Origin of the sequence: Rhodococcus globerulus (assembly GCF_019334125.1) — a bacterium.
Classification (GTDB): Bacteria; Actinomycetota; Actinomycetes; order Mycobacteriales; family Mycobacteriaceae; genus Rhodococcus_F; species Rhodococcus_F globerula.
Window position 1 is genome coordinate 6,272,486 of sequence record NZ_CP079698.1, and the last position, 24,040, is coordinate 6,296,525.

Consider the following 24,040-nt stretch of genomic DNA (forward strand, 5'->3'; position numbering starts at 1 on the left):
CATGTTCCCAGATCCGGCGAATCGCTGCGCGTAGACGTCGGGCGAAGGTGCGGCGATCCGGCTAGATTGACCACTGTGAGTCGGACCGGAGTGAAAGCGTCGGTGGCCACAGTGGTGGCCGGGTCGAGCGCCGGCACGGCGACGTGGTTGGCGTACCAGTACCTGATGTCGCAGGCCGGTGCCGCACGCGGCTTGATCGGACGCAATGTCTCCAAACCACCCGAAGCGGACGGTGTGTATTTGCCGGGCATCGACGCACCGGAGCGGTGGTGGCGCGGCGTTCCGTTCGACCTCCATCTGATGATTTTCGGCGATTCGTCAGCCGCTGGTGTTGGCGCCGTGACCGCGGACGAGGTACCGGGGGTGCGGATCGCGAAACTCCTCTCGGAGGAGACCGGGAAGCGAATCCGCCTGAGCACCAAGGCTATCGGCGGCGCCACGTCGCGCGGTTTGAGTGGCCAGGTCGACGCCATGTTCATTGCCGGGGCGGCGCCGGACGCGGCGGTGATCCTGATCGGCGCAAACGACGTGACTGCCAAGAACGCTATTCGAGCATCGGCCAGGCGTCTCGGTGACGCAGTACGGCGCTTGCGTGAGAGCGGCGCCGTCGTCGTGGTCGGCACGTGTCCCGATCTGGGGGTGGTCACCGCGATCCCACAACCGCTGCGAACCGTCGTACGCGAGTGGGGACATCGTTTGGCGGCAGCGCAGGCGTCGGCGACAAGAGCTGCGGGTGGGCATCCTGTTCCGCTGGCCGATCTGCTCGCAAAAGAATTCCTCGCTTCGCCTGACACGATGTTCTCGGCTGATCGGTTCCACCCGTCGGCGGCCGGCTACGAGCTCGCGGCCCGCCAGATCGTGCCGGTGCTCGCTGCGGCGTTAGGCGAATGGACCGGCGGACCACTCCCCGATCTCCCCCAGATCTCGGACGCCGCACAGGCACAGACGATGGCTGCCCGCGTATCCACTGCTCTGCACCGCGTTGGGTGGATCGGCCACCCGAAACCCGCAGTACAGGAGCTTGGCGACGACTGAGTGAGACTCCGTGCCCCTGTTTTCGGGTCGGCAACGTAAATTGGCAGTCGAAGCTGCATTCATCTTGCCCTGCTCGTCGCGCAGTCGTCTGCGCCGACCACGCAGTACACAAAAGGAGTTTTCATGCCCGAGGCAGTAATCGTCTCAGCAGTACGGTCGCCCATCGGCCGCGCAATGAAGGGTTCGCTCAAGGACATCCGCCCCGATGACCTCGCCACCCAGATGGTTGCAGCCGCGCTGGCGAAGATCCCCGAGCTCGACCCCACCGAGATCGACGACCTCATCATGGGTTGCGGTCAGCCTGCCGGACAGTCGGGCTTCAACATCGCCCGCGTCGTCGCAGTTCAGCTGGGCTACGACTTCCTCCCCGGCGTGACGGTCAACCGTTACTGCTCCTCGTCGCTGCAGACCACCCGGATGGCACTGCACGCCATCCGCGCAGGCGAGGGTGACGTCTTCATCTCCGCCGGCGTCGAGTCCGTCTCCAGCTTTGTCACGGGCAACGCAGACGGCCTGCCGAACACCAAGAACCCGCTCTTCGACGCAGCGCAGGCGCGTAGCGCCAAGCTCGCCGAAGGTGGAGTCGCCTGGACCGATCCTCGCGAAGAGGGACTGCTCCCCGACGTCTACCTGGGCATGGGCCAGACGGCGGAGAACGTTGCCTCCGCTACCGGCATCAGCCGCGAAGATCAGGACCGCTTCGCTGTTCGCAGCCAGAACCGCGCAGAGGAAGCCATCAACCGTGGCTTCTTCGAGCGTGAGATCACCCCGGTCACCCTCGCGGACGGCACCGTCGTCTCCAAGGATGACGGCCCGCGCGCCGGCACCACCTACGAAGGCATCAGCGGCCTCAAGCCCGTCTTCCGTCCCGACGGCACCGTCACCGCAGGCAACGCCTGCCCGCTCAACGACGGCGCTGCCGCTCTGGTGATCATGTCCGACACCAAGGCCAAGGCTCTGGGCCTGACGCCCCTCGCCCGCATCGTCTCCACCGGCGTCTCGGGTCTGTCCCCCGAGATCATGGGCCTCGGCCCGATCCAGGCCGTCAAGAACGCCCTGAAGTTCGCGGGCAAGTCGATTTCCGACATCGACCTGTTCGAGATCAACGAGGCTTTTGCGGTCCAGGTCATCGGATCTGCTCGTGAGCTCGGCATCGACGAGGACAAGCTCAACATCTCCGGCGGTGCACTGGCACTCGGCCACCCCTTCGGTATGACCGGTGCACGTATCACCAACACCCTGATCAACAACCTGCGCGAGCAGGACAAGACCTTCGGCGTCGAGACCATGTGTGTCGGCGGCGGACAGGGCATGGCAATGGTGATCGAGCGCCTCAGCTGATCTCCTGAGCACGTCGAAAACGGCCGCCCGGCTTCTGCCGGGCGGCCGTTTTCAGGTGGTCGTGAATTTCTGAGCAAAACTTCCCAACTCGCGGATCAGCTCGCGCGCGGCATCGTCTTCGCGTTGGACCGCCGCTCGGGCTTCCTCCGACCATCCCTGGCGCAGCAGCTTTTTCGCGGCCAGGACTGCGGGTCCGACATTGCCCGCGATCTGCGACGCAGCCTCCATCGCTCGGGGATGTAGCTGATCAGCCGGAACTGCCGCGACCGCAATGCCAATCTCGGCTGCTTCTTTTCCGCTCAGCCATCTGGCCGTCAACAGAAGTTCGGACGCGCGTTGCGCGCCGATCACCTTGGGCAGCATCCAACTACTTGCCGCCTCGGGCGCCGTTCCGAGCGATGTGAACGGGGCACGCAACCGAGCATCGTCGGCAACGTAGACGACGTCGCAGAAGAGCAGCATCGTCAGACCGATACCGACAGCGGCGCCGTGCACGGCAGCGACGAGCGGCTTCGGGAACTCCACCAGCGCCACGATCAACGGCGCAAATGCGTGTCCGAAATCAGCAGTATCCGCCCCAGGTTCGGAGAGCGCGCGCAGGTCCACTCCGCTCGAAAATGCCTTGCCCGCACCCTCGATCACCACCACCGCGACGCTTGAATCTGCGGCCGCGTCGTCGAGCGCTTTGGTCAGAGCCCGGAAGCCTGCGGCATCAAAAGCGTTGAGTCGCTCCGGTTTGTTGAACGTCACTGTCCGCACAGATCCGTTGTCCGAGACGAGTACAGGTGTCGACATGGATATACGCACGCCCTTCATCGATAGGAACCAAGCAACTGCTAGGTATCCCAAGCACCGTAACCCGGCCGCACCGACATAAGAAGTTGTCAGGAGTCGTAGGACAGAGATTCCGAAAGGTCGCGGTTCGCATCGAGCTGGGCCGAAATGACGGCAAGGTTCTGCTCGACTCCGCTAATCGCGTCCGCGCCGGCGACGAATCGCAGCGGCAATGTCTCCGAGTCGGAAAGAGTAACGAGAGCTCGGGCGAGCTTCTTGGGGTCGCCTCCCTGCTGTCCGTTCATGCTCTTCCACGCCTCGATCGTCTGGGCAGTACGTTCCGCATAGTCCTCGATCTCGAGCTCCGGCCAGATCGTGGACGAGCCTTCGACCAACAGTTCCGTCCGGAAGAATCCGGGCTCTACAGCCATCGTGCTGATGCCGTACGGCTCGAGATCGAAGCGCAGAGACTCCATCCACCCTTCCAGAGCGAACTTCGATGCGGCGTAGGCGGCGCAGAACTCCTGACCGATCAAACCGGCAGTGGACGTGATGGTGATGACCTGACCTCTGCGCCGGCGCCGCATGACGGGGAGGACAGCACGAGTCACGTTGAGCGGGCCGAAAAAATTGGTTTCCATCTGCGCCCGGAACTGTTCAGGACTGATGTTCTCGAAGTAACCGGCGTAGAAGTTTCCGGCGTTGTTGACCAACACGTCGATTCGACCGAATCGTTCGACTGCAGTCGCAGCTGCCGCCTGCGCCGCTTCGGTTGAGGTGATATCGAGAGCAACGGCGAGTAGCTCCTCATGTGCACCGATAGCCTTCTCGACCCGGTCCGCGTTTCGTCCCGTCGCGACGACCGAATGTCCGGCGGCGAGCGCGGCTTGGGCGATGTCGACACCCATTCCTCGACCAGCGCCGGTAATGAACCACACCTTCTTTTCAGACATGACACACAGTCAAACTCGGTTTGTCCGAAGGAGGGAGACCCTGTCTATACGGTTAATGCCAGTGCCTCCCTGGACTCGTCTACGGGGACGGGAGCGGGAATGGAGGAGTACGACGTGAATGAAGAGACTCACAATCCGACGGTGCCGATCGGTTTCGACATCGCTTGGTCTGTGTTCATGCTGTTGTGGATCGTTCTCACGGTGACTGCGGTGGTGTCCATCGTGAGGTCCGATGCCGATCCGGTCGCAAAAATCGGATGGTCTGCCCTCTCCGTCATCCTGCCGATCGTCGGGCCTGCGGCATGGTTCTTCGCGAGCAGGCGTCGACAGAACGCGCTATGACAAAAGAAATGGCCCCCGCATCGCGGAGGCCATTCTTGTTACTGCGAGTTGTCAGTCGCGACTGAAGTAGCTCAGCAGGCGCAGGATCTCGACGTACAGCCAGACCAAGGTGACTGTGAGGCCGAGGGCGACGCCCCAGGCTGCCTTCTCGGGAGCCTGTGCGCGGATCAGCTGATCAGCGGCATCGAAGTCGAGCAGGAAGCTGAAGGCTGCGAGACCGATGCAGACCAGGCTGAAGATAATGGCGATTGGTCCACCGTCACGCAGGCCGAGTCCGCCGTCGATAAAGAAGCTGGCGACGAGGTTACCCAGAGCCAGAACCACGACGCCGATCAAGGCACCGATGATCATGCGGGTCAGTCGCGGCGTCACACGAATGGCGCCGGTCTTGTAGACCACAAGCATGCCGAAGAACACGCCGAACGTGCCGAGAACTGCCTGTGAGATCAGCACCGAGGCCGACACACCGCCAGCCGCTTCGATCGGGGCAGTGAACATGAATGACAGAGCACCCAGGAAGAGGCCCTCGAACGCGGCATAAGCCAGCACGATGGCCGGGTTGTCCATCTTGCGACCGAAAGTCGCAACGAGAACCAGGACAAGTCCGACCAGACCGCCGACGATCACAAACGGCGATGCGAGACTCGGGTCGTTGTTCACGAGGAAGTACGAGACCAGCGCGGTCAACGCAAGCACACCGAGCGTCATGCCCGTCTTGGTGACAACATCGTCGATTGTCATAGCCCGCGAGGTGGGGCCGGTCTGGTACGGCTCGGCCGGAGCGTACTGCGGCTGACCGAACTGCTGGGTGACCTGCGAGGCGCCCGCCGTCGCAGATCCGAACGAGGCGTATCCGTTGCCCTCTTGCTTGGGCAGATTGCGGAACACCGGGTTGCTGGTGGTGCGCACCGTGATCATCCCTTCATCGTGGTGACCTGCGACGGGTGCGTCGCGGGTTCGCCGAACGGATCCGAGTTTCCGACCGGTCCGTGTACTTACTAAAAGTAAAGCACTCGTAATTTACAACGTCGGAGCGTTCGCCGTAGTTCCCGGCAGGTTTCCGGTGGGTCAACAGTTCCCGATACTAGGACGCTTTGATCGATCGCATGACGATGAACTTCGCGTTCTTCGCCATCGCTTGACTCTCACCGACTGCTGCTTTCAACGGTTCCCGGTATCCCAGGTGGGCGTTGTGCACGGTCCATAGCTGCCCGCCCGGACGCAGTACCCGACCTGCTGCCTCGAACAGCTTGAGTGCACCACCGGTATGAACGGCGGCACCGACGTGGAACGGCGGGTTCAGGAGGACCAGGTCGACACTGGCGTCGGGCAGAGTGCTCATGGCGTCGTCCCGCAGGCCGCGAACTCGATCTCCGACGCCGTTGGCCGACGCCGTAGCCATCGCCGACGCCACGGCCGCCGACGACTGGTCCGTCGCAACTACCTGAGCGTCGGAGAACTTCAGCGCGATAGCCGTCGCCAGAATGCCACTGCCGCAGCCCAGGTCGACGACGTCCCGGGGCGTGATGTCGATCTTGCCCAGATTCTCGAGCAACAACCGGGTTCCGATGTCGAGGCTCGCACCGGCAAACACCGCTCCGTGTGCAACCACGTCGAGACCGAATTCGTCGAGCCACTCGGTCATCGGGAACGTGACGGCGACGTCGGCCTTCGGCTCAGCGGCCCGCAGAACCCGGGACTTCTGCCGGCCTCGCGACGCGCTTACCGCCGAAAAGGACTCTGCGAGAACCTTGTTCATGGCCGGAGTGATGTGCTTGTCGCGCCCGCCTGCGAAGACGCGTACCTCTGGATCGGCGTGCAGCGCGATCAGCTGGCTGATCTCCCCCAGCTCGGCGAGGCTGCGCGGCAACTGCATGAGGACAACGCGAGCGCCGCGCAGCAGGGCTTCGCCCAGTCCGTGCGATGTGTAGCGCTCGGTGAATCCGAGTTCGCGGGCATTGTTCGCCAACGCCAGTTCGCCGGTGAGCGGGTCCTGGTAGACACGCACCTCGGACCGGCCGTGCTCGAGAACCGCTCCGGCCGTCAACGCTCCGTAGTGATCGCCGACAACAACTACCGATCCCGACGGCGCCGCCGCAAGGGCGTCGGCCGCCTCGTCGAGGATCAGCCGATCAGCCGCATCGACAGCAAATAGATTGGGTGCCTCGATGTCGGGAAAGCGGCGGAGTCGATCGAACATTTCGGGGGTGTCGGACATGCGGACCAGTCTCTCAGGTCCGCCTGCCCAACACTCAATCCCGCTCCGAGCAGGTGATCAGTTCGACATCCACTGCACGACGTTGTCGACGTCCTCGCGGGCTGTGCGGAACCCGTTCACGGGGTGTTCCGTGTCCGCGTATCCGAAGGAGATCGCGCACACGACCTTGCGGGTGTCGTCGATGCCGAAGTGCTCGTGGATGAACTTGGAGCAACCGGCAAGCGCTGCCTGCGGGATCGTGGCGACACCAAGACTTTGAGCAGCGAGCAGGAAACTGTTGACGTAAAGCCCACAATCGACGGCCCCGTAGGTCCCCAATGCCTCGTCCGTGGTGATGATGGCGACGTGCGGAGCGCCGAAGAGTTCGAAGTTCTTCATGGTCTGCGCACCGGACCCGGCACGATCACCGTGTTCGATACCTACGCTCGAATACAGCGCCATCGCGCAATCGAACCGGCGCGACTTGTAGACACCCTGGTACTCACGCGGGAACTCGAAATCGGACTCCTGTGGATTGGCCATGACATAGGCGCCCAGACCGGCCCGGAACCTTTCGGTCCCCTCACCTTCCGTGATTGCCACCTGCCACGGCTGTGTGTTGCACCAGGAGGGGGTCTTCTGCGCGAGCCGCAGGATCTCGTTGACGACCTCGCGAGGAACCTGACGATCCTCGTATGCCCGGCAACTGATTCGGGAGTCGAGGAGAGATTCCAGGCTCGACAAGGTGGCGGTGGTCTCGGTCATGTATGCGTCTCCTCGGGCTTGACCAGCGAGTATTTACTAGCGTTCGTTAGACACTACGTGGTTACGGATGTGAAGGCAGATGCCAGTTCCCCGAATACGGCCATCGCCTCGTCCGGGTTCGGGTCGAGCGCTCCCAGTGCCACCAGCACATCGGTCGCGCCGGCCTCGACAAGTTCTTCGGCCCCGAGCATCGTCGCATGTAGGTCGATCGATCCGTCCGACGCCCTGACAATCGTCAGACGTCCACGAATGTCCAGGGTCGACGCATCCCGTCCGAGATCCGCCATCGCCTTACGGATGAGCGCTCCACCCTCTCGCAGGTCGTCGTTGGTGGCGCCCATGATCGGAATCCACCCGTCACCCCAGGTTGCGACACGTCGCACGACGGCCTTCGACAACGAACCTGACACCCAGATCGGGATTCCAGTGGCCGGCCGAGGCGCGCAGTACACGTCGTCGAACTTCAGGCGGGGTGTGTCGATGCTTGCCGGTGCCGAAGTCCACAGTGCCCGGCAGATCGCCAATGCGTCGTCGAGAAGCGGTCCGCGCTTGCCGAAGTCGATTCCCGCAGCGTCGTATTCACGTTGCTGCCAGCCGGTTCCGACTCCGAGATCCAAGCGGCCCCGCGAGAGAAGGTCGATGGTCGCCGCGGTCTTGGCCAGCACGGCTCCCCCGCGCAACGCCGCGATCACGATGCCAGTGCCCAGTCGAATCGTTGTAGTCTGTCCGGCAACAAAAGCCAGCACGCTCAAGGGTTCGAGCCAATTCGCGTCCGGCTCGGTGGGAAACGCCGACCATGTGTATGCGGAGTTGTCCGAACCCATCACGACGTGATCGGTGACCAGAACTCGATCGAACCCGGCTGACTCCGCGCTTTGGCAGACCTGAACCAGTTTCCCGTAGGAATCCGCTGCCAACGTAGTGCCGAAGTTCGGAACGTTGAGACTCAAAGTTGTCATGGGTCAAGCCTTTCGGGGGCGGTTGGTCCAACCACCCTCTTCGGTGGGGAACCAGCCGCCCGCGGCGTGGGAGCCACCGTCGACATGGATGACGGTGCCGGTGATGTACCTTGCCAGATCTGATGCAAGAAACAGTGCCGGCCCGGCGATATCCACTGGTTGCCCCGGACCACCCAACGGTGCCCACTGCGGCCACTTGGCCCAGTCGTCGGCGGCCACGATCGACCGGTACGGCACCTGCACGGATTCAATGAGATCGGGCGCAATTGCGTTGACGCGCACGCCTGTTCTACCAATCTCGACGCCGAGGCTTCTGGTGAACTGCGTCAGCGCGGCCTTGTACGCCGAGTACACGGTGTGTCCCGGGATTGCCCGATGCGCTTCCACGGTGGTCAGATTCAGGATCGATCCGCCTGCGCCGCGTTCGATCATGCCGGGAAGCAGGGCATGTGTCAGGCGCAGAACCTGGTCGAAGTTGATATTGCCCATGTCCGACCAGAACGCCGGCGTCGTGGCTGAAAAGGTTTGCGGCGGTGCCAGAAAGTGGCCGACGTTGTTCACCAGAATGTCCGGTGCGAAGTCGATCAGCTCCTGCGGAATTTCGGCCTTGCGGACGTCGTAGGACAAACTCGCAACCGAACCACCTGCTGTGGAATCGAATTCGATGTCCGCGACAGGCTCGGTGTCGACGTCGACAACAAGCACCTGGGCGCCATGACTCGCATAGGCCCGTGCGATTGCGGCGCCGATGGCGTGCGCGCCACCCGTCACCACCGCCTTCTTGCCCACCAACATCGGCCCCGGGACAAACGCCGAATCGCTCACCACACATCACTCCGTCACTGTTCTCGCTCGGCAACTCGAGATGAGGCCGCTCCGCAATGCACCATCACACAGAGAGAAACCAAACGCGGCGCGCGTTCTCACTCAGCGGCAGAAGGCAATCTGTAATTCCGGCGAGACTCGATGAACGCGTCGACGTCCGCCGCCGGCATCGGGCGACCTTCCAGATAGCCCTGAACGACGCGGCAGCCACACTCGGTCACCACGGCTCGCTGACGATCGGTTTCGACGCCCTCGGCAACCGTTTCCAAGCCCATCGACTCGGCAATGTCGACAATGGCGCGAAATACCGCGGTTCTCGACTCCGTCGGATCCGCGTCCAGTTGACTCACGAAAGCTCGGTCGATCTTCAATCTGTCCACCGGCAGCAAGGACAGGCTCGCGACCGAGGAGTACCCGGTGCCGAAATCGTCCATGGCGATGGCAACACCCAACTCCGCGATCCGTAGCAGGACTTCTCGATCCGAGTCGTCGATGACCAGCGACTCCGTCACTTCGATCTCCAGTCGCTCCGCAGCCAAGCCTGTTTCGCGGAGAACGTTGCGAACGGATTCGACGTACCCCACGGAACGCAACTGCACCTGAGAAACATTCACTGCAATACGCACGTGGTCGGGCCACGTCGTCGCCAGCGCGGATGCGGTGCGCAAGACCTCTGCCCCGATAGGAACGATAAGCCCTGTTTCCTCCGCGACCGAGATGAAGTCAGCCGGTGAAACCACACCCGAGACGGGGTGGTTCCACCTCAATAACGCCTCGAATCCCACGACCGCTCCAGTAGCTGCCGACACCTGCGGTTGGTAGGCAAGTTCGAACTCGCCGTTCTGCACCGCCATTCGAAGATCCAGGAGTGCCCTGGCCCTACCGGTAGCGCGCTCACGCAGAGTCGAGTCGAACCGTCGAATCTGATTCCGACCACTCACCTTCGCGTGATAAAGCGCGAGGTCCGCGACAACGACCAAATCGTCGAGGTTTGCCGCATCATTCGGAAGTGAACCGTATCCAAGACTTCCCCGAACCCGAATCGAGTTGCCGGCGAGGTCGAATGGAACATCGATCGCATCGACGATCGACTGGAACCGCTCCTTGACTTCCTGCTCGTCGTCGATCCCGCTGAAAGCCACGGCAAATTCGTCCCCACCGAGTCGAGCACAGATTTCCGTCAGGCGCAGCACGGCGTTCAGCCGCGCCGCCACATCGACCAGCACGTTATCGCCGACGCGGTGCCCCCAGCGGTCGTTGATCGACTTGAAATTGTCGAGGTCGAGCATGGCCAGCCAGACATCGTCTCCGTCGGCGATCATCTTCGACAACCGCGCCGTGAACGTGTACCGATTCTGAAGTCCGGTGAGCGAATCCACCTCGGCAAGTTCGCGAATGTACTCCCGCTGCTGATGAACGCGCGTGATGTCGGAGCCGACGCCGCGCCAACCGCCGTCGGAAAGGCTGTCACTCCTACGATGCCCGGACATCGACCACCGTCGAGGTCGACCGCCGATCCACACGTCCAATTCGATGTCACGGAATGCGTCACCGTTGTCGAGGCGCTCGACAAGTGTGTCGAGCGCAATGCGTCCGGTCGCTGTTCTGTCGGCCCCGACGCCCTTCAGAATCTCGCTCATAGCCCGTCCACTGATCTCGGCGGCCGGCAATCCCAGACTCTCCGCAAAACGATGGGACACAGCCACCGCGATACCCTTGTCGTCGGTTTCCCACAGCCAGTCCTGCGCACCGTCTTCGAGATCGTTGAGTAGCAGTTCGACAAGATCGCGCTGATCCTCCGCGTTGAGTTCTGCGCGGAGGCGACGCTCGAAAACGTTTGCCAACACCAATGTTCCGCATTGGAGCGACACGAGATAGAGACCGAGCAATCCTAGTAGTACCCAACGCTCCGAACCTGGTTCAGTCCAGAATCCCCACGCCAGACCACCGCCGACAATCACGATCCACACAGTCGTCAAACCCCGGAACATCACTACCGGAATGATCCCAACTACCACGCCTCCCAACAAAATTGCCGTCAGCGTCAGCTCTTGGGCCGCTCCGAGAATTGGAAAGAGAACAAAAGCGGCCCAAGCCAGCAACGCCGCCCATGTGACTACCTGAATCGCCACGACGACAAGATCCGTGATCTCCCGCTCGGCCTCGCGTTTTTTGAGTCTCGTGAACCAGAACACGGCGAGCGAGATATTGGATCCAAGTACCAAAGCCATCCAAGTCCACCGGAACCAACCGGTTTCGACAGGCATAAAAGCGACGACCAAGCTCAGTGAGAATGCCGCGACGAGGAATGCCATGGGCGCGACGCGCGCAGAGTAGTGCAATCGGCGGATGAGAAGTCTTCGATCTTCGTAGTACGACGCGGGGTCGCCCGTCCACGACGGATCGATGAGATGAAACACCGTGTGGAATGCCCGCTGCCTCATCCCTCTGCTCTCACTCATGGTGCACCGACAAGATCCGCATCAGATTCTCGAGCGTCATCGCCTCACCCGCGACACGACCCTGCACCGTCCGCACTTTCATGTCGGCCGCACCCGCGAGTTGCTCCTCGCTGTCGACCCCCAGCATCACCGCCTCCAAACCCAACGACTCGACCAAGGTCACAACGGCGGCAAGAATCGGCCACTGCCCCGGAACGGTTCCCGAGAACGACCGATCGACGCGGACTCGAGTAAAAGGGAGATCCGACAGCGATGCAAGGGACGAGAATCCGGTTCCGAACTCGTCGACGGTCAACGAAACACCAAGCCCAGCCACTCCACGCATCCCAGCCTTCGCTCGATCCGAGATCGCCGATGATTCGGTGAGCTGCAACTCGATTCGACGAGCAAGAACACCCCATCTGTCGAGCGCGTCCGCAACATGGTCGACAAGCCCATCCGATTCGAGTTCGCGCCCAGAGACGCTGATTGCCAACCGGATATCACCCGGCATTTTCGACGCAGCGCTGCATGCCTTCTCGAACAGCATCGAGCCGACGGTCGACGACAGTCCGGCGTCGTCGACAACAACCATGAATTCGGTTGCCGGCACCATTCCCAGCCTCGCGTTGTTCCACGTCGCTTTGACCTCGACCGCGACTATCGAGCGCGAAGCCACGTCGAGCTGCGGCAGAAAGCGGAGCTCGATATCGTCGGGCGATACGCCATTTCCGATGTCTTCCAACAGATGCGCGCGTCTGGTCGCGGTCAGTTGCATCGAATGCTGATACTGGAGGATTGTTCCTCGCCCCGATTCTTTGGCTGCGTAGAGCGCAAGGTCCGCCGCCACCAGTAGCGCATCAGCGGTTTGTCCCCGATCAGCCGGAACGTGGAACCCTATGCTGCATCCGATATCCAACCGGTTACCGGACACCAAAACCGGTTCTCGGAGAATATCGACGTAACTCAGCAGATCCGTGTGCACGCTGTCGTGATCGTCAACCGTTCGGAACAAGATTGCGAACTCGTCACCGCCGAGACGCGCACACAGGTGTGCTGCTCCGCCTACCTCCACCAGGCGTGCTCCCACCTCTTTCAACACTTCGTCGCCTATCGAATGTCCCAGCGTGTCGTTCACCGATTTGAAGTTGTCGAGGTCGAGCATCGCAAGCGCGATCCGAGGTTTCCCTTGCTCCGAGTTACGCACGCTGCGTTCGAGTTCCAACCAGAAATTGTGTCGGTTGGGCATCCCGGTCAGCGCGTCGATCAGACCCATGCGAACGATTTCGTCGCTCTGAATCTTCACATCGGTGACGTCCGAGCCGACGCCTCGCCAGACAAAATCGTCAGGTGCCAGTCCGGGGGTAGGCCGACCGGACAGTTTCCACCACCGTATGGCGTCGCGTACCCGCACCGGAAGCATGACGTCGACAAACGCGTCCTTTGCGCTGCGAGCCTTCTCCAGTTCCAACAGCGCGTCACGTCCACCAGGTAGCTCATATGACCCCAGCTCGGCAAAGAGTTGCTGCCATGACACACCTCGCACCGCAGCCGGATCGATCCCGGCGTCGAACGCGAGCCTGCTGGGAATCCGCAAGAACCGACCTTTGCTATCGGTCTCCCACACAAAATCCGCGGCATTGCCTTCGAAATCGTCGAGCAGCATTTGCGCAACAGTCCGCTCTGCCGCGGCGCTGAGTTCCGCTTTGTAGCGCCCTTCGATATGCCCCGATACCACGATCGTGCCGGCGATCAGCGCGGTTCCGTATACCAGGAGACTGATCAGAAGCCGTCCGAACTCCGGGCCTGGTTGCTGCCAGAACGCGATGCCGAGAATCACCGTACTCGACAGAATCCAGATGACACCTAGAGAACGCAGCACCGCCGTAGTCAGCGCACCCGCACCGATAATCGCCGCCATCGTGCCCGTCATCACCAGGTCGCCGGCGTCGTCGAGGATCGGGTACAACACAATCGCGAGCGCTGAGTAGAGGACGCCAGCGGCGGCAAACTCGAATGCCAGGAAAATATAGGCAAGGTGCTCGGACTGCACGATCGCCCCTCGTCTGACGGCAACCCCTACATACGCGCCGACAAGGCCGACTACTCCTGCAGCAATCGGCCAGGCCCTGAGCAAAAGGCCGCCGTCCTCGGGAATGACGTACATCGACAATCCGAGTACAACCAGAAGGTGTACCGCTGCTGCCCAGGGCAACATCGTGAAGCTGACGGTGATCTGCCGGTTCCTGAGGTCACGCCGCTGCGCCGCTGTCAGTGCGCGCTGCTCGGCGAGCAGTGCCGAACGTGGTTCGAAACCCATCGAGCCCCCTCGCCCGTCGGACTCTGTGCGGACCGACCTACATGCAGCCTTGCACCAATCGGGCAATTATGCCGTAACAAGAATTAACCCATCGATACGGACGTCCAAGTGGCACTACGGTAGGAAACCACACGATTGCCCCAAAGTCAGCAAACCACGAGCGCCATCATGGCAACATCATGTGAATCGGCCGGACACCGGCCGTGACACCGGCCGTGACACCGGCAGGGTTCCGCACCGGCCGAGGAGGCTCGGTTGATGTCCACACCGTCACCAAAATCGGACATCAGGAACAATGGGATCTGATCGACCATCACAACGGACAAAATTCGCAACTGATCGCGCACCAGGTTCCACGATCGAACTCTTCGGGTTCAGAGAAGGACAACTACGATGGCAATCGACTACACCCGGCGCCCCTCGGAATCCACACCCTCGACAGGCTCGGTCAATCTGAGCAAGATCACACTGACCAAAGCCGCACCGACGGTCAATCTCGCCAAGGCCGGCGAACGCCAGGGAAACATGCGTGTGAATCTCAACTGGTCACAAGGTGCCGCGCCGAAGAAAACGGGTTTCCTGGCCAAACTCGCCGGCGCAGGATCTGGTGCCGTCGATCTCGACCTCGGCTGTCTCTACGAACTCGCAGACGGTTCCAAAGGGGTTGTCCAGGCACTGGGCAACAGCTTCGGAGCATTGAATACCGCGCCGTTCATCATGTTGGACGGCGACGATCGCAGCGGTTCGAACACCGGCGGCGAGAACATGCACGTCAATCTCGCCGACCCGAGCGTCTTCCGACGGATTCTGATCTTCGCGATGATCTACGACGGCGCACCCAACTGGGCTGCCGTCGACGGCGTTGTCACCCTGGAGCCGACCACTGGACCCCAAGTGGAAGTTCGACTGGACTCTGCGAGCAATCAGGCTCGCATCTGCGCAATCGCCTTCATCCAGAGTTCTGGACAAGGCGTGAGTGTTACCCGGGAAGTGCAGTACATCAACGGCAGTCAGTCCGACCTCGACCGCGCCTACAGTTGGGGCATGCAGTGGTCTGCGGGCCGTAAATAGGCAGCGACGAGACCAATCAGGGTCTGCCACTATTGCGCAATTTGTCCATATTTGACTGTGGAATTGGCTAGGCTCGATTTCTGTGGGGTCAGACATGAGGGGTCAACTCGACACCGATAGTGGGTCGGCCGTGCTATGTGCTTAGCCTGGTCGGCGGTGGTGCCCCGATTCCCTCGAGATCGGGGCATCACCTAGCTCCATCGCCACGTAATGCGCCGCAATTTCGCCATTTCACACGCGGTTTCGCGGCTCACCGGCACGGGTACCAGAGAGGAAGTTCTCCTCTAGCTTCTCAAGACTGAACTGGTGATCCGAATGTGGGTGAAGCGAACCGACACAGCGCTGATCGTCATCGTTGCCGTCATCCTCGGGATCATGGTGTGGATCTCGAGTTCTCACCTCGCCGCGTCGATCGGGGTCACCGTCGCCGCCGCCGCAACCTTCTGGATCGCCTGCGGATTCATCCACGGATTCCATTCCCCGAAATGACCTTCATCCCTACCGTAAACGAATAGTCAAGTACCGCAATATTTCTGACATGTCAGTTGAATGCCGATATATTCGAAGAAGTGGACGTGCAGTCGACATCAATGATGTGGGCCAGCTTCTTCGGGAGTTCGATCTCATCAAGACCTCTGACAGCGTAGGACTTTCCATTCGGCCTGATCGTCACGCGGGCACCGGGAATGACGCCGGCGTTGACCAGGAACCTGATGAGTTCGGGATCGGACTGCGCATGTTCGGAAATGGACCTGACGACGCCGGCCACAGGCAGTGTCGATTCCGGAATATCGGCCAGTTTTGTTGCTGCACCCGTTGATTCAACTGTAATTCCGAAGTGCTCCAGCCCCGGGATGGGGTTTCCCCACGGCGAAGTGGTCGGACCACCGAGGAGGTCGACAATGCGCCGCTCAGCCTCCTCGCTCATGACGTGTTGCAGGCGGCTGGCTTCCCCATGCACAAGTGTCGTTGGCATGTTGACGACGTCGGTGAGCAGTCGCTCGGCAAGTCGATGTTTGCGGGTCACCTCGATCGCACGGATGCTTCCCGGATCGGTAAGTTCGATGAGGTTATCGTCGGCAATCGAGACCAGACCGGCTCGTTTCATCCGTGTCACAGTGTGAAATACCGTCGCAGCGGCTTGGTGCATTCGTTCGATCAAGCGAGATTGCCGCACCGGGACACGATCCTCGTTGAGGTCGTAGATGGTGCGCAGATACATCTCAGTGGTGTTGACGATTTCCTTCACGCGGCCAGATGCCTTTCCAAACAGAAGTCGTGCTTGCTCGAACGCAGTGATGGTTCCGATACCGGACTTTGGTGGTGCCGGACCGGAGCAGGGATAGTAGAGCCGTGCGAATTCTTGTGGTGGACGACGACCGTAATGTCGCGGAAACTGTGCGCCGGATGCTGGTGACCGAAGGCTGGGTCGTGGACGTGGAACATGACGGCCGCGCTGGGCTGGAGAAGGCGACTACAGAGCATTTCGACGTCGTGATACTCGACATCATGATGCCTGCACTCAACGGGTACGAGGTGGTGCGCCAGCTGCGCCGCGACGGTGTGTGGACACCAGTATTGATGCTGACCGCCAAGGACGGAGAGTACGACCAGGCCGATGCCTTCGATTTCGGCGCCGACGACTATCTGACAAAGCCTTTCTCGTTTGTCGTGTTGATCGCGCGCTTGCGAGCTCTGGTGCGCCGCGGCGCACCGGAGCGGCCGGTGGTGCTGACTGCGGGTTCGCTGAGCGTCGATCCCACGTCTCACGTTGCCAAACGAGGAGATACCGAATTGACCTTGGCACCAAGGGAATTCGGAATGCTCGAGTTCTTGATGCGCCACAAGGGCGAAGTCGTGACCAAAACCGAAATCCTCCAGTCCGTGTGGGATATCAACTACCGAGGCGACGAGAACGTCGTGGAGGTGTACGTCAGCTACCTCCGGCGACGGATCGACACCCCGTTCGGGTGCAAGTCGATCGAAACGATTCGTGGAGTCGGCTACCGGTTGGCAGCCGACGGCGGAGGCTAGTCGCTCCACGGTACCGATCGTGGAGGCTATTCGCTCCACGGCACCGATCGTGGAGGCTATTCGCTCCACGGTGGCACCGGGAGGGTGAATCCGACTGTGGCGCCGCCGTCGGGAGCATCTGCAACAGTGACGTTTCCGTGGTGGGCCCGCACGATTTCGTCGACAATCGCCAAACCGAGACCTGAACCCCCACTGCTACGTTCACGGACAGTGTCGAGACGGACAAAGCGTTGCAGTACTCGCGATTTATCGGCATCGGCAATCCCGGGCCCATTGTCGGACACGGTCACACTCACATGACGCCGATCGGCGTCGACGGTTATCGCGAAGTCCAGACGGTCATGAGTGTGACGGGATGCATTGTCCGCGATGTTACGCAAGGCACGAGCCAGTTTCTCGCCGTCACCTTGCACCCGCACCGCGCTGATCTTCGCGGTAATCGTATGCCGACCAAGCGCTTCGAGCCGTGCAACCTCGGCGCTGACCACCTCGTCGATGTCAACGTCGGCCAGCCGCAGCGGCACACCGCGTTCGTCGGCGCGTGCGAGGAACAACAGGTCGGAAACCATCCCTTGCAGCCGAAGTGCCTCAGGCATCATGACTGTCGCGACGGTCTCCGGGTCGATGGGCTGCTTCGTTGTCCGGGACAGATCAAGCAGACCCACCAATGTGGTCAACGGACTGTTGAGCTCGTGCGACGCGTCGTTCACGAAGCGCATCTGCTCGGCCCGGGCAGTGCCGATGCGTTCGAGCATTGCATTCATTGTGGTTGCCAGAGTGGCGATCTCGTCGCCGGTATCCGGTACAGGCACCCGCTGATCGAGGTCTCCACCGGTAATGTCGTCAACCTGTCTACGAATGTCGTCAACCGGTTTCAGGGTCCGGGCGACAAAGTAATGGGTCAAGACAGCTGTCCCGATCACGATGATCGGGATCACCACGGCGGCCAGCACAGCAACAAAGCGAAAGAGCGAATCGAGGCGACTCTCGGCCGCCCCGACTTCCACCGTGACCACTTCACCACCCGGGGCGAGTGCACCGACAAGTGCCCCGCGATACGCGGGACCGTCCGGGGTTGTCTGCAAACCGCTTTCGCGTCGTTCCTCGCCAGGCCGCAGCCCCGAGCCGAGCGGACCAGCCGGATAACGCTCCCCGCTGAACACCACGTGCCCCGCGTCGTCCACCACCTGAATGATGTCGACGTACCGACTGTCAGTCAGCAACGACTCGTCGAGGCCCGCAAGCCCCTTCGACTCAATGACCGCCGCGATCTGCCTCGCACGGGCTGTAGTTGCCACGTCGGCTGACTGGCGCGACGACTGGTACAGGGCGTAGAGCACTGCCCCTGCCGCAACAGTCAACGTAAGCGCAACCAACAACGTCGCCAGCACCGTCAGACGGGTACGCACAGGCCTGAGCCGCCGACGAATTCGGCCGGTCCACGCAGTGAGTGATGAGTGCACGAGTAAGACAGTAGACGCGCCATGCGCTCGATCCGTAGCGCAACTCAGCGTCCCCTAAGTATTGCTGGTCCAGGATGCATTCTGTGCGACTTGCCGTAGATGCTGTCGTCACCACACGAACCGAAGGGACACCATTCATGGCTACTCGTACCGGGCACCGCCTGGCCGTCGCCGGCACCATTGCCGGCCTGTCGGCACTCGCCCTCGTCGTCAACCCGGCAATCGGCTCCGCAGCGATTACCGGCGGCGCATCCGTGCATGCCAACGCCGGCGCAGGCACCATCACGACCTCGATCACCGGCCTCAACACCACCAAGGCTTTCGTCAAGTGTGAGGGCACCGTTTACCGCGCCGACGCCACCATCCTCGACTCGACCACCAAGGTCGGCTCGAGCTACCTCGTCGTGGGCGACACCATGGTCGCCGGTCAGGTACTGACCAACGCCTCCGGCATCGGCACCTCTGCAGCCTTCCCCGACGGCGAGTACCAGGTCCGCACCAAGTGCAAGGAAGACGGCGACACCGAGTACCAGGATCCGATCGCATCGGTCCGCGTCACGGTCACCAGCACCACTCCGCCGACTACCGGTTCACTTGACCCGGCGGCCCTGCTGCAGGGCCTGCTCAACGGCGTCTTGAGCCAGTTCGGCAGCTAGAGCATCTGATTGCATACGCGGCGCGAACACCACACAGTCGAATCCGAACGAAGGAACCCGCCATGACAAGGATGCCCGAGCGTATTCGCGCCGCGTATAACGCCGAAATGTACGACGTCGGAACTACCAGCGACGACGCGCAGAAATGGATTCACCTCGAACAGGCGCACATCTTGGCGCAGCCATACCCCTGGCCGCACACGCGCAATCACGTCGCCATGCTCACACTGGCACTGCGGCAACGCGATTGGCGTGAAGTGCGCGGACAGCTCGTGCGGATCGTTGTTGCGGCACCCGGTTCGGCCCTTCGCCGCTACCCCTCCGGCAACACCGGACGCACTGCTGCTGGGCTCACGACACCGATGCCGATACCGGATCAGCTGGCGAACCTTCTCACCAATTCGGCTTAGCCGACCCGCCACCGGATTCGGTGGCGACTCGAACTGGAATGGCCAACCCACGATGCGGGCGGAAACTGTGCGGACCATCGCGACTGCTCGACATCGATCCGTGCTACAGGGGCGCAGGACAGTCTTCTCGATGCCGGATACACGCACAGAACTGTCATCGACTCCGTCGCACACACTCGATGCACTGCCGCGCAGTGGGTAGCGCCTCCAGTCTGGCGTCTGCAATCGGCTCCTGGCAGACCTCACAAATTCCGTATTCACCTGACCGGAGGCGGGTTGTCGCCGCTTCCAAATCCCGCAATTCGGCTTCGGTATCGGCAATGAGAGACGCGATTTTGGCCCGCTCGAACGCGATGGTCGACCCTTCGGGATCGTGTTCATCGTCGTCGGTAGTCCAGCGGGAACCTTCGATTATGGATTCGAGTCCTTCGCGGAGTGATGCCAAGCGGTGCTCTGCCCGCCGCCGTTCCAGGCCGATGGTCGCGTGGAAATCCTGCATCATAGTATTCAACGCTGCCCGAGCACCGCGCACAATGCGTGCGATCGGCTGGTCGGAGAGCTGCGTACCCTCTGCGTACCGAAGCGAAGTCGGATGAACATCCGAGGCTTCGAATTGTGCGGTGAGCTGGTCTTTTTGGTGCCCCCAGTCGGACTTGAACCGACACTTGACGGATTTTAAGTCCGTTGCCTCTGCCAATTGGGCTATGGGGGCCTTCCCTGTTGTTGCCGGTTTCCCGGCAACAACAGGGATCACACTATCGTGCGCTCTCAGGCATCGTAATCAGACCCACCGATCGTGATGCCCATCAGCACTATTGGGATGCGGGCAGCGGAATCGACATGGCAATACCGTCGAGGATGTCGTGCTCGCTGACCACCAACTCGGTAATTCCCGCTTTGTCCTCGAATGCCCGCGCGAGGATGGTGGTGACGATCGCTCCCCCGCCGATCACGTCGACGCGTCCGGGATGCATGGGCCCGAATTTCGCTCGTTCGGCGCGCGGCATCGCGGTGAGGCGCTCGCACACGTCGATCAACTGGCCGAACGAGATTCGGGACAGGTGCACCTTGTCTGCGTCGTAGTCCGGCAGATCCTGCGCGATTGCCGAGAGCGTCGTCATGGTTCCCGCGACACCCACAAAAGTCCGAGCCTTCTCGATGGGAACAACCGCAAAGGCTTCCGCCAGCTTCGCGGACGCGAATTCTGTTGCATCGGAGACCTGTTCAGTGGTCGGAGGATCGGAATGCAGGCACCGCTCGGTCACCCGCACACAGCCGATATCGGTGGAATACGCAGCCTGAACACCAGCAGAGTCGCCGAGAACCAACTCGGTGGAACCGCCGCCGAGATCGACCACCACAAACGGACCCTCGGACGGATCAAGCTCTCCCACAGCACCACTGAACGAGAGTCGCGCTTCCTCGTCGCCGGAGATCACCTCGGCTCCCGCACCGGGAATCACGCCGCCCAGCACTTCCTGCGTCATCGCGAAGAAGTCGTCGCGGTTGGAAGCATCGCGCGTCGCGGATGTAGCAACCATCCGAACGGCGCTTGCTCCGGCTTCGGCGATCATGCCCGCGTACTCGACCAATGCGATACGGGTGCGTTCGATGGCTTCGGGAGCCAAAGTTCCTGTTGCGTCAACACCTTGACCGAGACGGACAACCCGCATTTCGCGGCGGACGTCAACCAATTGCCCGTCTGCACCGACATCCGCGATCAGTAGGCGGATCGAATTGGTGCCGCAATCGACGGCGGCAACGCGACCCTTCACTTCTCGGGATCTACCGCGTCGTCGATGCCCGGCCAATCAGCGGGGATGGCGGTGCCGCGCAGCTTGCCCTTCCCTGCCAGAGCCACCGACTCGTCACCGAGCGGGTTGACGCCAGGCCCCTTTGCCAGTGAATGCGCCATCAGAACGTGCAGGCACTTGACGCGATCCGGCATCCCGCCACCGGCGAAGTCGGTACCGAGGGATTCGATGGCGTCGCGCTCGGCAAGATACGACTCGTACGCGCGGCGGTACGCAGCAGCCAGTTCGGGATCCTGCGTCAGGCGCTCGGTCATCTCACGCATCACACCGGCAGATTCCTGACGGCTGGCCTCTGCGGTCAGCCTGGGGTCTGTCAAGTAGTAGAGCGTCGGAAAAGGTGTGCCGTCAGGAAGTTTGGGAGCTGTCTTGACCACGCCTGGTGTGCCGTCGGGACTGCGGTATGCAATCTCGAGCACTCCGCGCGGCTCACGGCCCAACTGAGCTGCGACGGCGTCAAGATCTGCCTGCGCGACGTGAGGGGAATTTTCGGACGGATTGCTCACCCGGTGGGTACTCCTTGTTCTTCTGACTGCTCTGTCGGCATCACCGGCATCGGCGCCGGCGTTGCCTTCGTCTCGGGAACCACTGGTGGCTCCGAAATCGTTTGCCACAGATCGCGATACCACGGACCTGTCAGCGGGGCTTCTTCAACTTGCTTCTTCTCGGGTTCTTGATAGTCACCGGGAAGTTGTACCTGGAACGGCGTCTCGCCAGGCTTGACGTACCGAAGGCGTTCCCGCGCAAGCGCTTCGACATATGCGGGATCATCGAAACGCGCATTCTGCTGCCGGAGCGCGTCAACTTCCTCCTGGAGTACCCGTCGTTCGGCAGCGATCTGAGCGGCATCGGAACGCTGAGAAATGTACGTGCGCAACGGCACCGCCAACGTCAACGCGAGCATCAGAACAACCATCGCGAGAATGACAGCCCGGCTGGTCGAGAGCCCGAAGACCGTGTTGTCGGAACTGGGCAGTCTCGACCAGAACTTACGCGTCGAGGCCGACGTTGCCTTTGCCCCGGTCGACGCTGCTTCCGCCGACTCGGCTTCCGTGCCGCGTGCACGGCGGGTGCTGCCGGGTTTGGTGCGACGAGCAGTGTCCGCGCGCCCGGAACCACGACCCCCCGGACTTCCGCCGGGGGATCGTGGTTTACCGCGTTGTGCAGACACTGCTGATACCTAAATGTGTTGCTCAGGCCTCGAATGCGAAGCGCGGGAATGCAACCTCGCCGGCGTAACGAGCGGCATCACCGAGGTTCTCCTCGATGCGCAGCAACTGGTTGTACTTGGCGACGCGCTCGCTACGAGCCGGCGCACCCGTCTTGATCTGGCCGCTGCCGACGGCAACTGCGAGGTCCGCGATGGTGGTGTCCTCGGTCTCGCCGGACCGGTGGCTCATCATCGTCTTGTAGCCGTTGCGGTGAGCGAGGTCGACTGCGTCGAGGGTCTCGGTCAGCGTGCCGATCTGGTTGACTTTGACCAGCAGTGCGTTTGCCGCGCCCTTGACGATGCCCTCTTCGAGGCGCTCGGGGTTGGTGACGAACAGGTCGTCGCCGACGAGCTGAACCTTGTTGCCGATCTGGTCGGTGAGTGCAACCCAGCCGTCCCAGTCGTCTTCGTCGAGCGGATCCTCGATGGAGACGAGCGGGTAGGCGTCGATGAGCTCGGCGTAGAACGCTGCCATCTCGGCTGCCGTGCGATTCTTGCCCTCGAACTTGTAGCCGGTGCCGTCGGTGTAGAACTCGGTGGCTGCAACGTCGAGCGCGAGCGCGACATCGGTACCCAGCTTGAGGCCGGTCTTGTTCACGGCGATCGTGATGAGGTCGAGAGCTTCCTTGGTGCCGGCAACGTCAGGCGCGAAGCCGCCTTCGTCTCCGAGGCCCGTGGACAGACCCTTTTCCTTCAGGACGGACTTGAGGGAGTGGTAAACCTCGGCACCCCAGCGCAGGGATTCCTTGAAGCTCGGTGCACCGATCGGAGCAACCATGAACTCCTGGACGTCGACGCCGGTGTCGGCGTGAGCGCCACCGTTGAGGATGTTCATCATCGGGACGGGCAGGACGTGGGCGTTGGGGCCACCGACGTAGCGGAACAGTTCGAGGCCCGAGGACTCCGCTGCGGCGCGGGCAACTGCCAGCGAAGCGCCGAGGAGTGCGTTGGCGCCGAGGCGAGACTTGTCCGGGGTGCCGTCTGCGTCGAGCAGCGCCTGGTCGACGGTGCGCTGTTCGGTGGCGTCGATGCCGATGATTGCGGGCGCGATCTCGCCGAGAACTGCCTCGACTGCCTTCTCGACACCCTTTCCGCCGTAGCGAGCGCCACCATCGCGCAACTCGACGGCTTCGTGCTCACCGGTGGATGCGCCGGAGGGCACTGCGGCCCGGGCGAAACTTCCGTCGTCGAGCAAAACCTCAACTTCAACCGTGGGGTTGCCACGGGAATCAAGGATCTCGCGAGCTCCGACCTGCTCAATACTGGCCACTGTGTGGTTCTCCTTCGATGGGCTTCGCATTGGGGCGCACTCCGCGTGCGTGGACATTGGGACACACACTGCGTGCATGGGCATTGGACCACGATCGTGCCGGGGCCCCCGTAGTGCCAGCACACAGCCTAACCGCAGCGCGCGAAGGCTTCTTTATCGACGC

24 protein-coding genes and 1 tRNA gene are annotated in these 24,040 nt (G+C 61.8%); 8 read left to right on the plus strand and 17 right to left on the minus strand.

Going from position 1 to position 24,040, the window contains the following annotated elements; translation table 11 throughout:
• Positions 1-66: 66 nt before the first annotated feature.
• Both KYT97_RS28540 and KYT97_RS28545 read left to right on the plus strand, forming a co-directional pair.
• Positions 67-1,035 (plus strand): SGNH/GDSL hydrolase family protein, encoded by a 969-nt coding sequence (locus KYT97_RS28540; protein WP_415395141.1) that lies wholly within the window; start codon positions 67-69, stop codon positions 1,033-1,035.
• Positions 1,036-1,158: 123 nt separating this feature from the next.
• Positions 1,159-2,376 (plus strand): acetyl-CoA C-acetyltransferase, encoded by a 1,218-nt coding sequence (locus tag KYT97_RS28545; RefSeq protein ID WP_033234533.1) that lies wholly within the window; start codon positions 1,159-1,161, stop codon positions 2,374-2,376.
• A 51-nt stretch (positions 2,377-2,427) separates the two neighbouring features.
• Here KYT97_RS28545 and KYT97_RS28550 read toward each other — a convergent pair whose 3' ends face one another.
• Both KYT97_RS28550 and KYT97_RS28555 read right to left on the minus strand, forming a co-directional pair.
• Complete coding sequence (locus tag KYT97_RS28550; RefSeq protein ID WP_219111412.1) at positions 2,428-3,171, minus strand: enoyl-CoA hydratase/isomerase family protein; 744 nt, start codon at positions 3,169-3,171, stop codon at positions 2,428-2,430.
• 89 nt (positions 3,172-3,260) lie between these two features.
• Complete coding sequence (locus KYT97_RS28555) at positions 3,261-4,103, minus strand: SDR family oxidoreductase (RefSeq protein WP_219111414.1); 843 nt, start codon at positions 4,101-4,103, stop codon at positions 3,261-3,263.
• Between the two features lie 114 nt (positions 4,104-4,217).
• Here KYT97_RS28555 and KYT97_RS28560 point away from each other — a divergent pair, with 114 nt between their 5' ends.
• Positions 4,218-4,445 (plus strand): PLD nuclease N-terminal domain-containing protein, encoded by a 228-nt coding sequence (locus KYT97_RS28560; RefSeq protein WP_204368998.1) that lies wholly within the window; start codon positions 4,218-4,220, stop codon positions 4,443-4,445.
• A gap of 51 nt (positions 4,446-4,496) precedes the next feature.
• On the opposite strand, the gene KYT97_RS28565 is transcribed toward KYT97_RS28560, so the two are convergent.
• From KYT97_RS28565 to KYT97_RS28595, 7 genes are all read right to left on the minus strand, one after another.
• A complete protein-coding gene (locus KYT97_RS28565) occupies positions 4,497-5,354 on the minus strand; it encodes a Bax inhibitor-1/YccA family protein (protein WP_172937472.1) in 858 nt (285 codons plus the stop codon).
• Positions 5,355-5,529: 175 nt separating this feature from the next.
• The gene (locus KYT97_RS28570) at positions 5,530-6,663 is read right to left on the minus strand and encodes a class I SAM-dependent methyltransferase (protein WP_219111416.1); all 1,134 of its coding nucleotides are present in this window, start codon (positions 6,661-6,663) and stop codon (positions 5,530-5,532) included.
• A gap of 57 nt (positions 6,664-6,720) precedes the next feature.
• Complete coding sequence (locus tag KYT97_RS28575) at positions 6,721-7,407, minus strand: nitroreductase (RefSeq protein ID WP_141486289.1); 687 nt, start codon at positions 7,405-7,407, stop codon at positions 6,721-6,723.
• A gap of 53 nt (positions 7,408-7,460) precedes the next feature.
• Positions 7,461-8,366, minus strand: coding sequence for a TIGR03619 family F420-dependent LLM class oxidoreductase (locus KYT97_RS28580; RefSeq protein WP_219111420.1), 906 nt, complete (start codon positions 8,364-8,366; stop codon positions 7,461-7,463).
• A 3-nt stretch (positions 8,367-8,369) separates the two neighbouring features.
• The gene (locus KYT97_RS28585) at positions 8,370-9,161 is read right to left on the minus strand and encodes an SDR family NAD(P)-dependent oxidoreductase (protein ID WP_045069865.1); all 792 of its coding nucleotides are present in this window, start codon (positions 9,159-9,161) and stop codon (positions 8,370-8,372) included.
• A 128-nt stretch (positions 9,162-9,289) separates the two neighbouring features.
• Positions 9,290-11,653, minus strand: a complete 2,364-nt coding sequence (locus KYT97_RS28590; protein ID WP_245005949.1) for a putative bifunctional diguanylate cyclase/phosphodiesterase — start codon at positions 11,651-11,653, stop codon at positions 9,290-9,292.
• Entirely contained in the window at positions 11,646-13,952 is a 2,307-nt protein-coding gene (locus tag KYT97_RS28595; RefSeq protein WP_245005950.1) for a putative bifunctional diguanylate cyclase/phosphodiesterase, read from the minus strand. The genes KYT97_RS28590 and KYT97_RS28595 overlap by 8 nt, the downstream gene beginning before the upstream one ends.
• Before the next feature lie 393 nt (positions 13,953-14,345).
• Between KYT97_RS28595 and KYT97_RS28600 the strand changes: the two genes are divergently transcribed.
• Together KYT97_RS28600 and KYT97_RS28605 are read left to right on the plus strand one after the other, a co-directional pair.
• Positions 14,346-15,023, plus strand: a complete 678-nt coding sequence (locus KYT97_RS28600; protein ID WP_033234542.1) for a TerD family protein — start codon at positions 14,346-14,348, stop codon at positions 15,021-15,023.
• Positions 15,024-15,329: 306 nt separating this feature from the next.
• A complete protein-coding gene (locus KYT97_RS28605) occupies positions 15,330-15,512 on the plus strand; it encodes a hypothetical protein (protein ID WP_045069339.1) in 183 nt (60 codons plus the stop codon).
• A gap of 52 nt (positions 15,513-15,564) precedes the next feature.
• Here KYT97_RS28605 and KYT97_RS28610 read toward each other — a convergent pair whose 3' ends face one another.
• A complete protein-coding gene (locus KYT97_RS28610; protein ID WP_219111421.1) occupies positions 15,565-16,272 on the minus strand; it encodes a metal-dependent transcriptional regulator in 708 nt (235 codons plus the stop codon).
• Between the two features lie 104 nt (positions 16,273-16,376).
• Here KYT97_RS28610 and KYT97_RS28615 point away from each other — a divergent pair, with 104 nt between their 5' ends.
• On the plus strand, positions 16,377-17,057 hold the full coding sequence (locus tag KYT97_RS28615) for a response regulator transcription factor (protein WP_045069336.1): 681 nt from the start codon (positions 16,377-16,379) through the stop codon (positions 17,055-17,057).
• A gap of 56 nt (positions 17,058-17,113) precedes the next feature.
• Here KYT97_RS28615 and KYT97_RS28620 read toward each other — a convergent pair whose 3' ends face one another.
• Entirely contained in the window at positions 17,114-18,520 is a 1,407-nt protein-coding gene (locus tag KYT97_RS28620) for a sensor histidine kinase (RefSeq protein WP_245005951.1), read from the minus strand.
• Between the two features lie 137 nt (positions 18,521-18,657).
• On the opposite strand from KYT97_RS28620, the gene KYT97_RS28625 reads away from it, so the two are divergent.
• Positions 18,658-19,176 carry a hypothetical protein gene (locus tag KYT97_RS28625; protein WP_172937394.1) on the plus strand — a complete coding sequence of 173 codons (519 nt, stop codon included), beginning with the start codon at positions 18,658-18,660 and terminating at the stop codon, positions 19,174-19,176.
• 62 nt (positions 19,177-19,238) lie between these two features.
• Positions 19,239-19,586, plus strand: a complete 348-nt coding sequence (locus KYT97_RS28630) for a DUF3703 domain-containing protein (RefSeq protein WP_033234546.1) — start codon at positions 19,239-19,241, stop codon at positions 19,584-19,586.
• 154 nt (positions 19,587-19,740) lie between these two features.
• Here the strand turns inward: KYT97_RS28630 and KYT97_RS28635 are convergent, their stop codons facing one another.
• The 6 genes from KYT97_RS28635 to eno all read right to left on the minus strand — a co-directional run bounded on the left by KYT97_RS28635 (position 19,741) and on the right by eno (position 23,877).
• The gene (locus tag KYT97_RS28635) at positions 19,741-20,085 is read right to left on the minus strand and encodes a TraR/DksA family transcriptional regulator (RefSeq protein ID WP_092807355.1); all 345 of its coding nucleotides are present in this window, start codon (positions 20,083-20,085) and stop codon (positions 19,741-19,743) included.
• A 136-nt stretch (positions 20,086-20,221) separates the two neighbouring features.
• Positions 20,222-20,298 (minus strand) — tRNA-Leu (locus tag KYT97_RS28640).
• Positions 20,299-20,398: 100 nt separating this feature from the next.
• Entirely contained in the window at positions 20,399-21,361 is a 963-nt protein-coding gene (locus tag KYT97_RS28645; RefSeq protein ID WP_219111422.1) for a Ppx/GppA phosphatase family protein, read from the minus strand.
• Positions 21,358-21,903: a DUF501 domain-containing protein gene (locus tag KYT97_RS28650; RefSeq protein WP_045069327.1), complete on the minus strand. Its 546-nt coding sequence runs from the start codon at positions 21,901-21,903 to the stop codon at positions 21,358-21,360. The genes KYT97_RS28645 and KYT97_RS28650 overlap by 4 nt, the downstream gene beginning before the upstream one ends.
• Complete coding sequence (locus KYT97_RS28655; RefSeq protein WP_033234549.1) at positions 21,900-22,568, minus strand: FtsB family cell division protein; 669 nt, start codon at positions 22,566-22,568, stop codon at positions 21,900-21,902. The genes KYT97_RS28650 and KYT97_RS28655 overlap by 4 nt, the downstream gene beginning before the upstream one ends.
• Before the next feature lie 22 nt (positions 22,569-22,590).
• Positions 22,591-23,877 carry a phosphopyruvate hydratase gene (eno, locus tag KYT97_RS28660; protein WP_033234550.1) on the minus strand — a complete coding sequence of 429 codons (1,287 nt, stop codon included), beginning with the start codon at positions 23,875-23,877 and terminating at the stop codon, positions 22,591-22,593.
• Positions 23,878-24,040 lie beyond the last annotated feature (163 nt).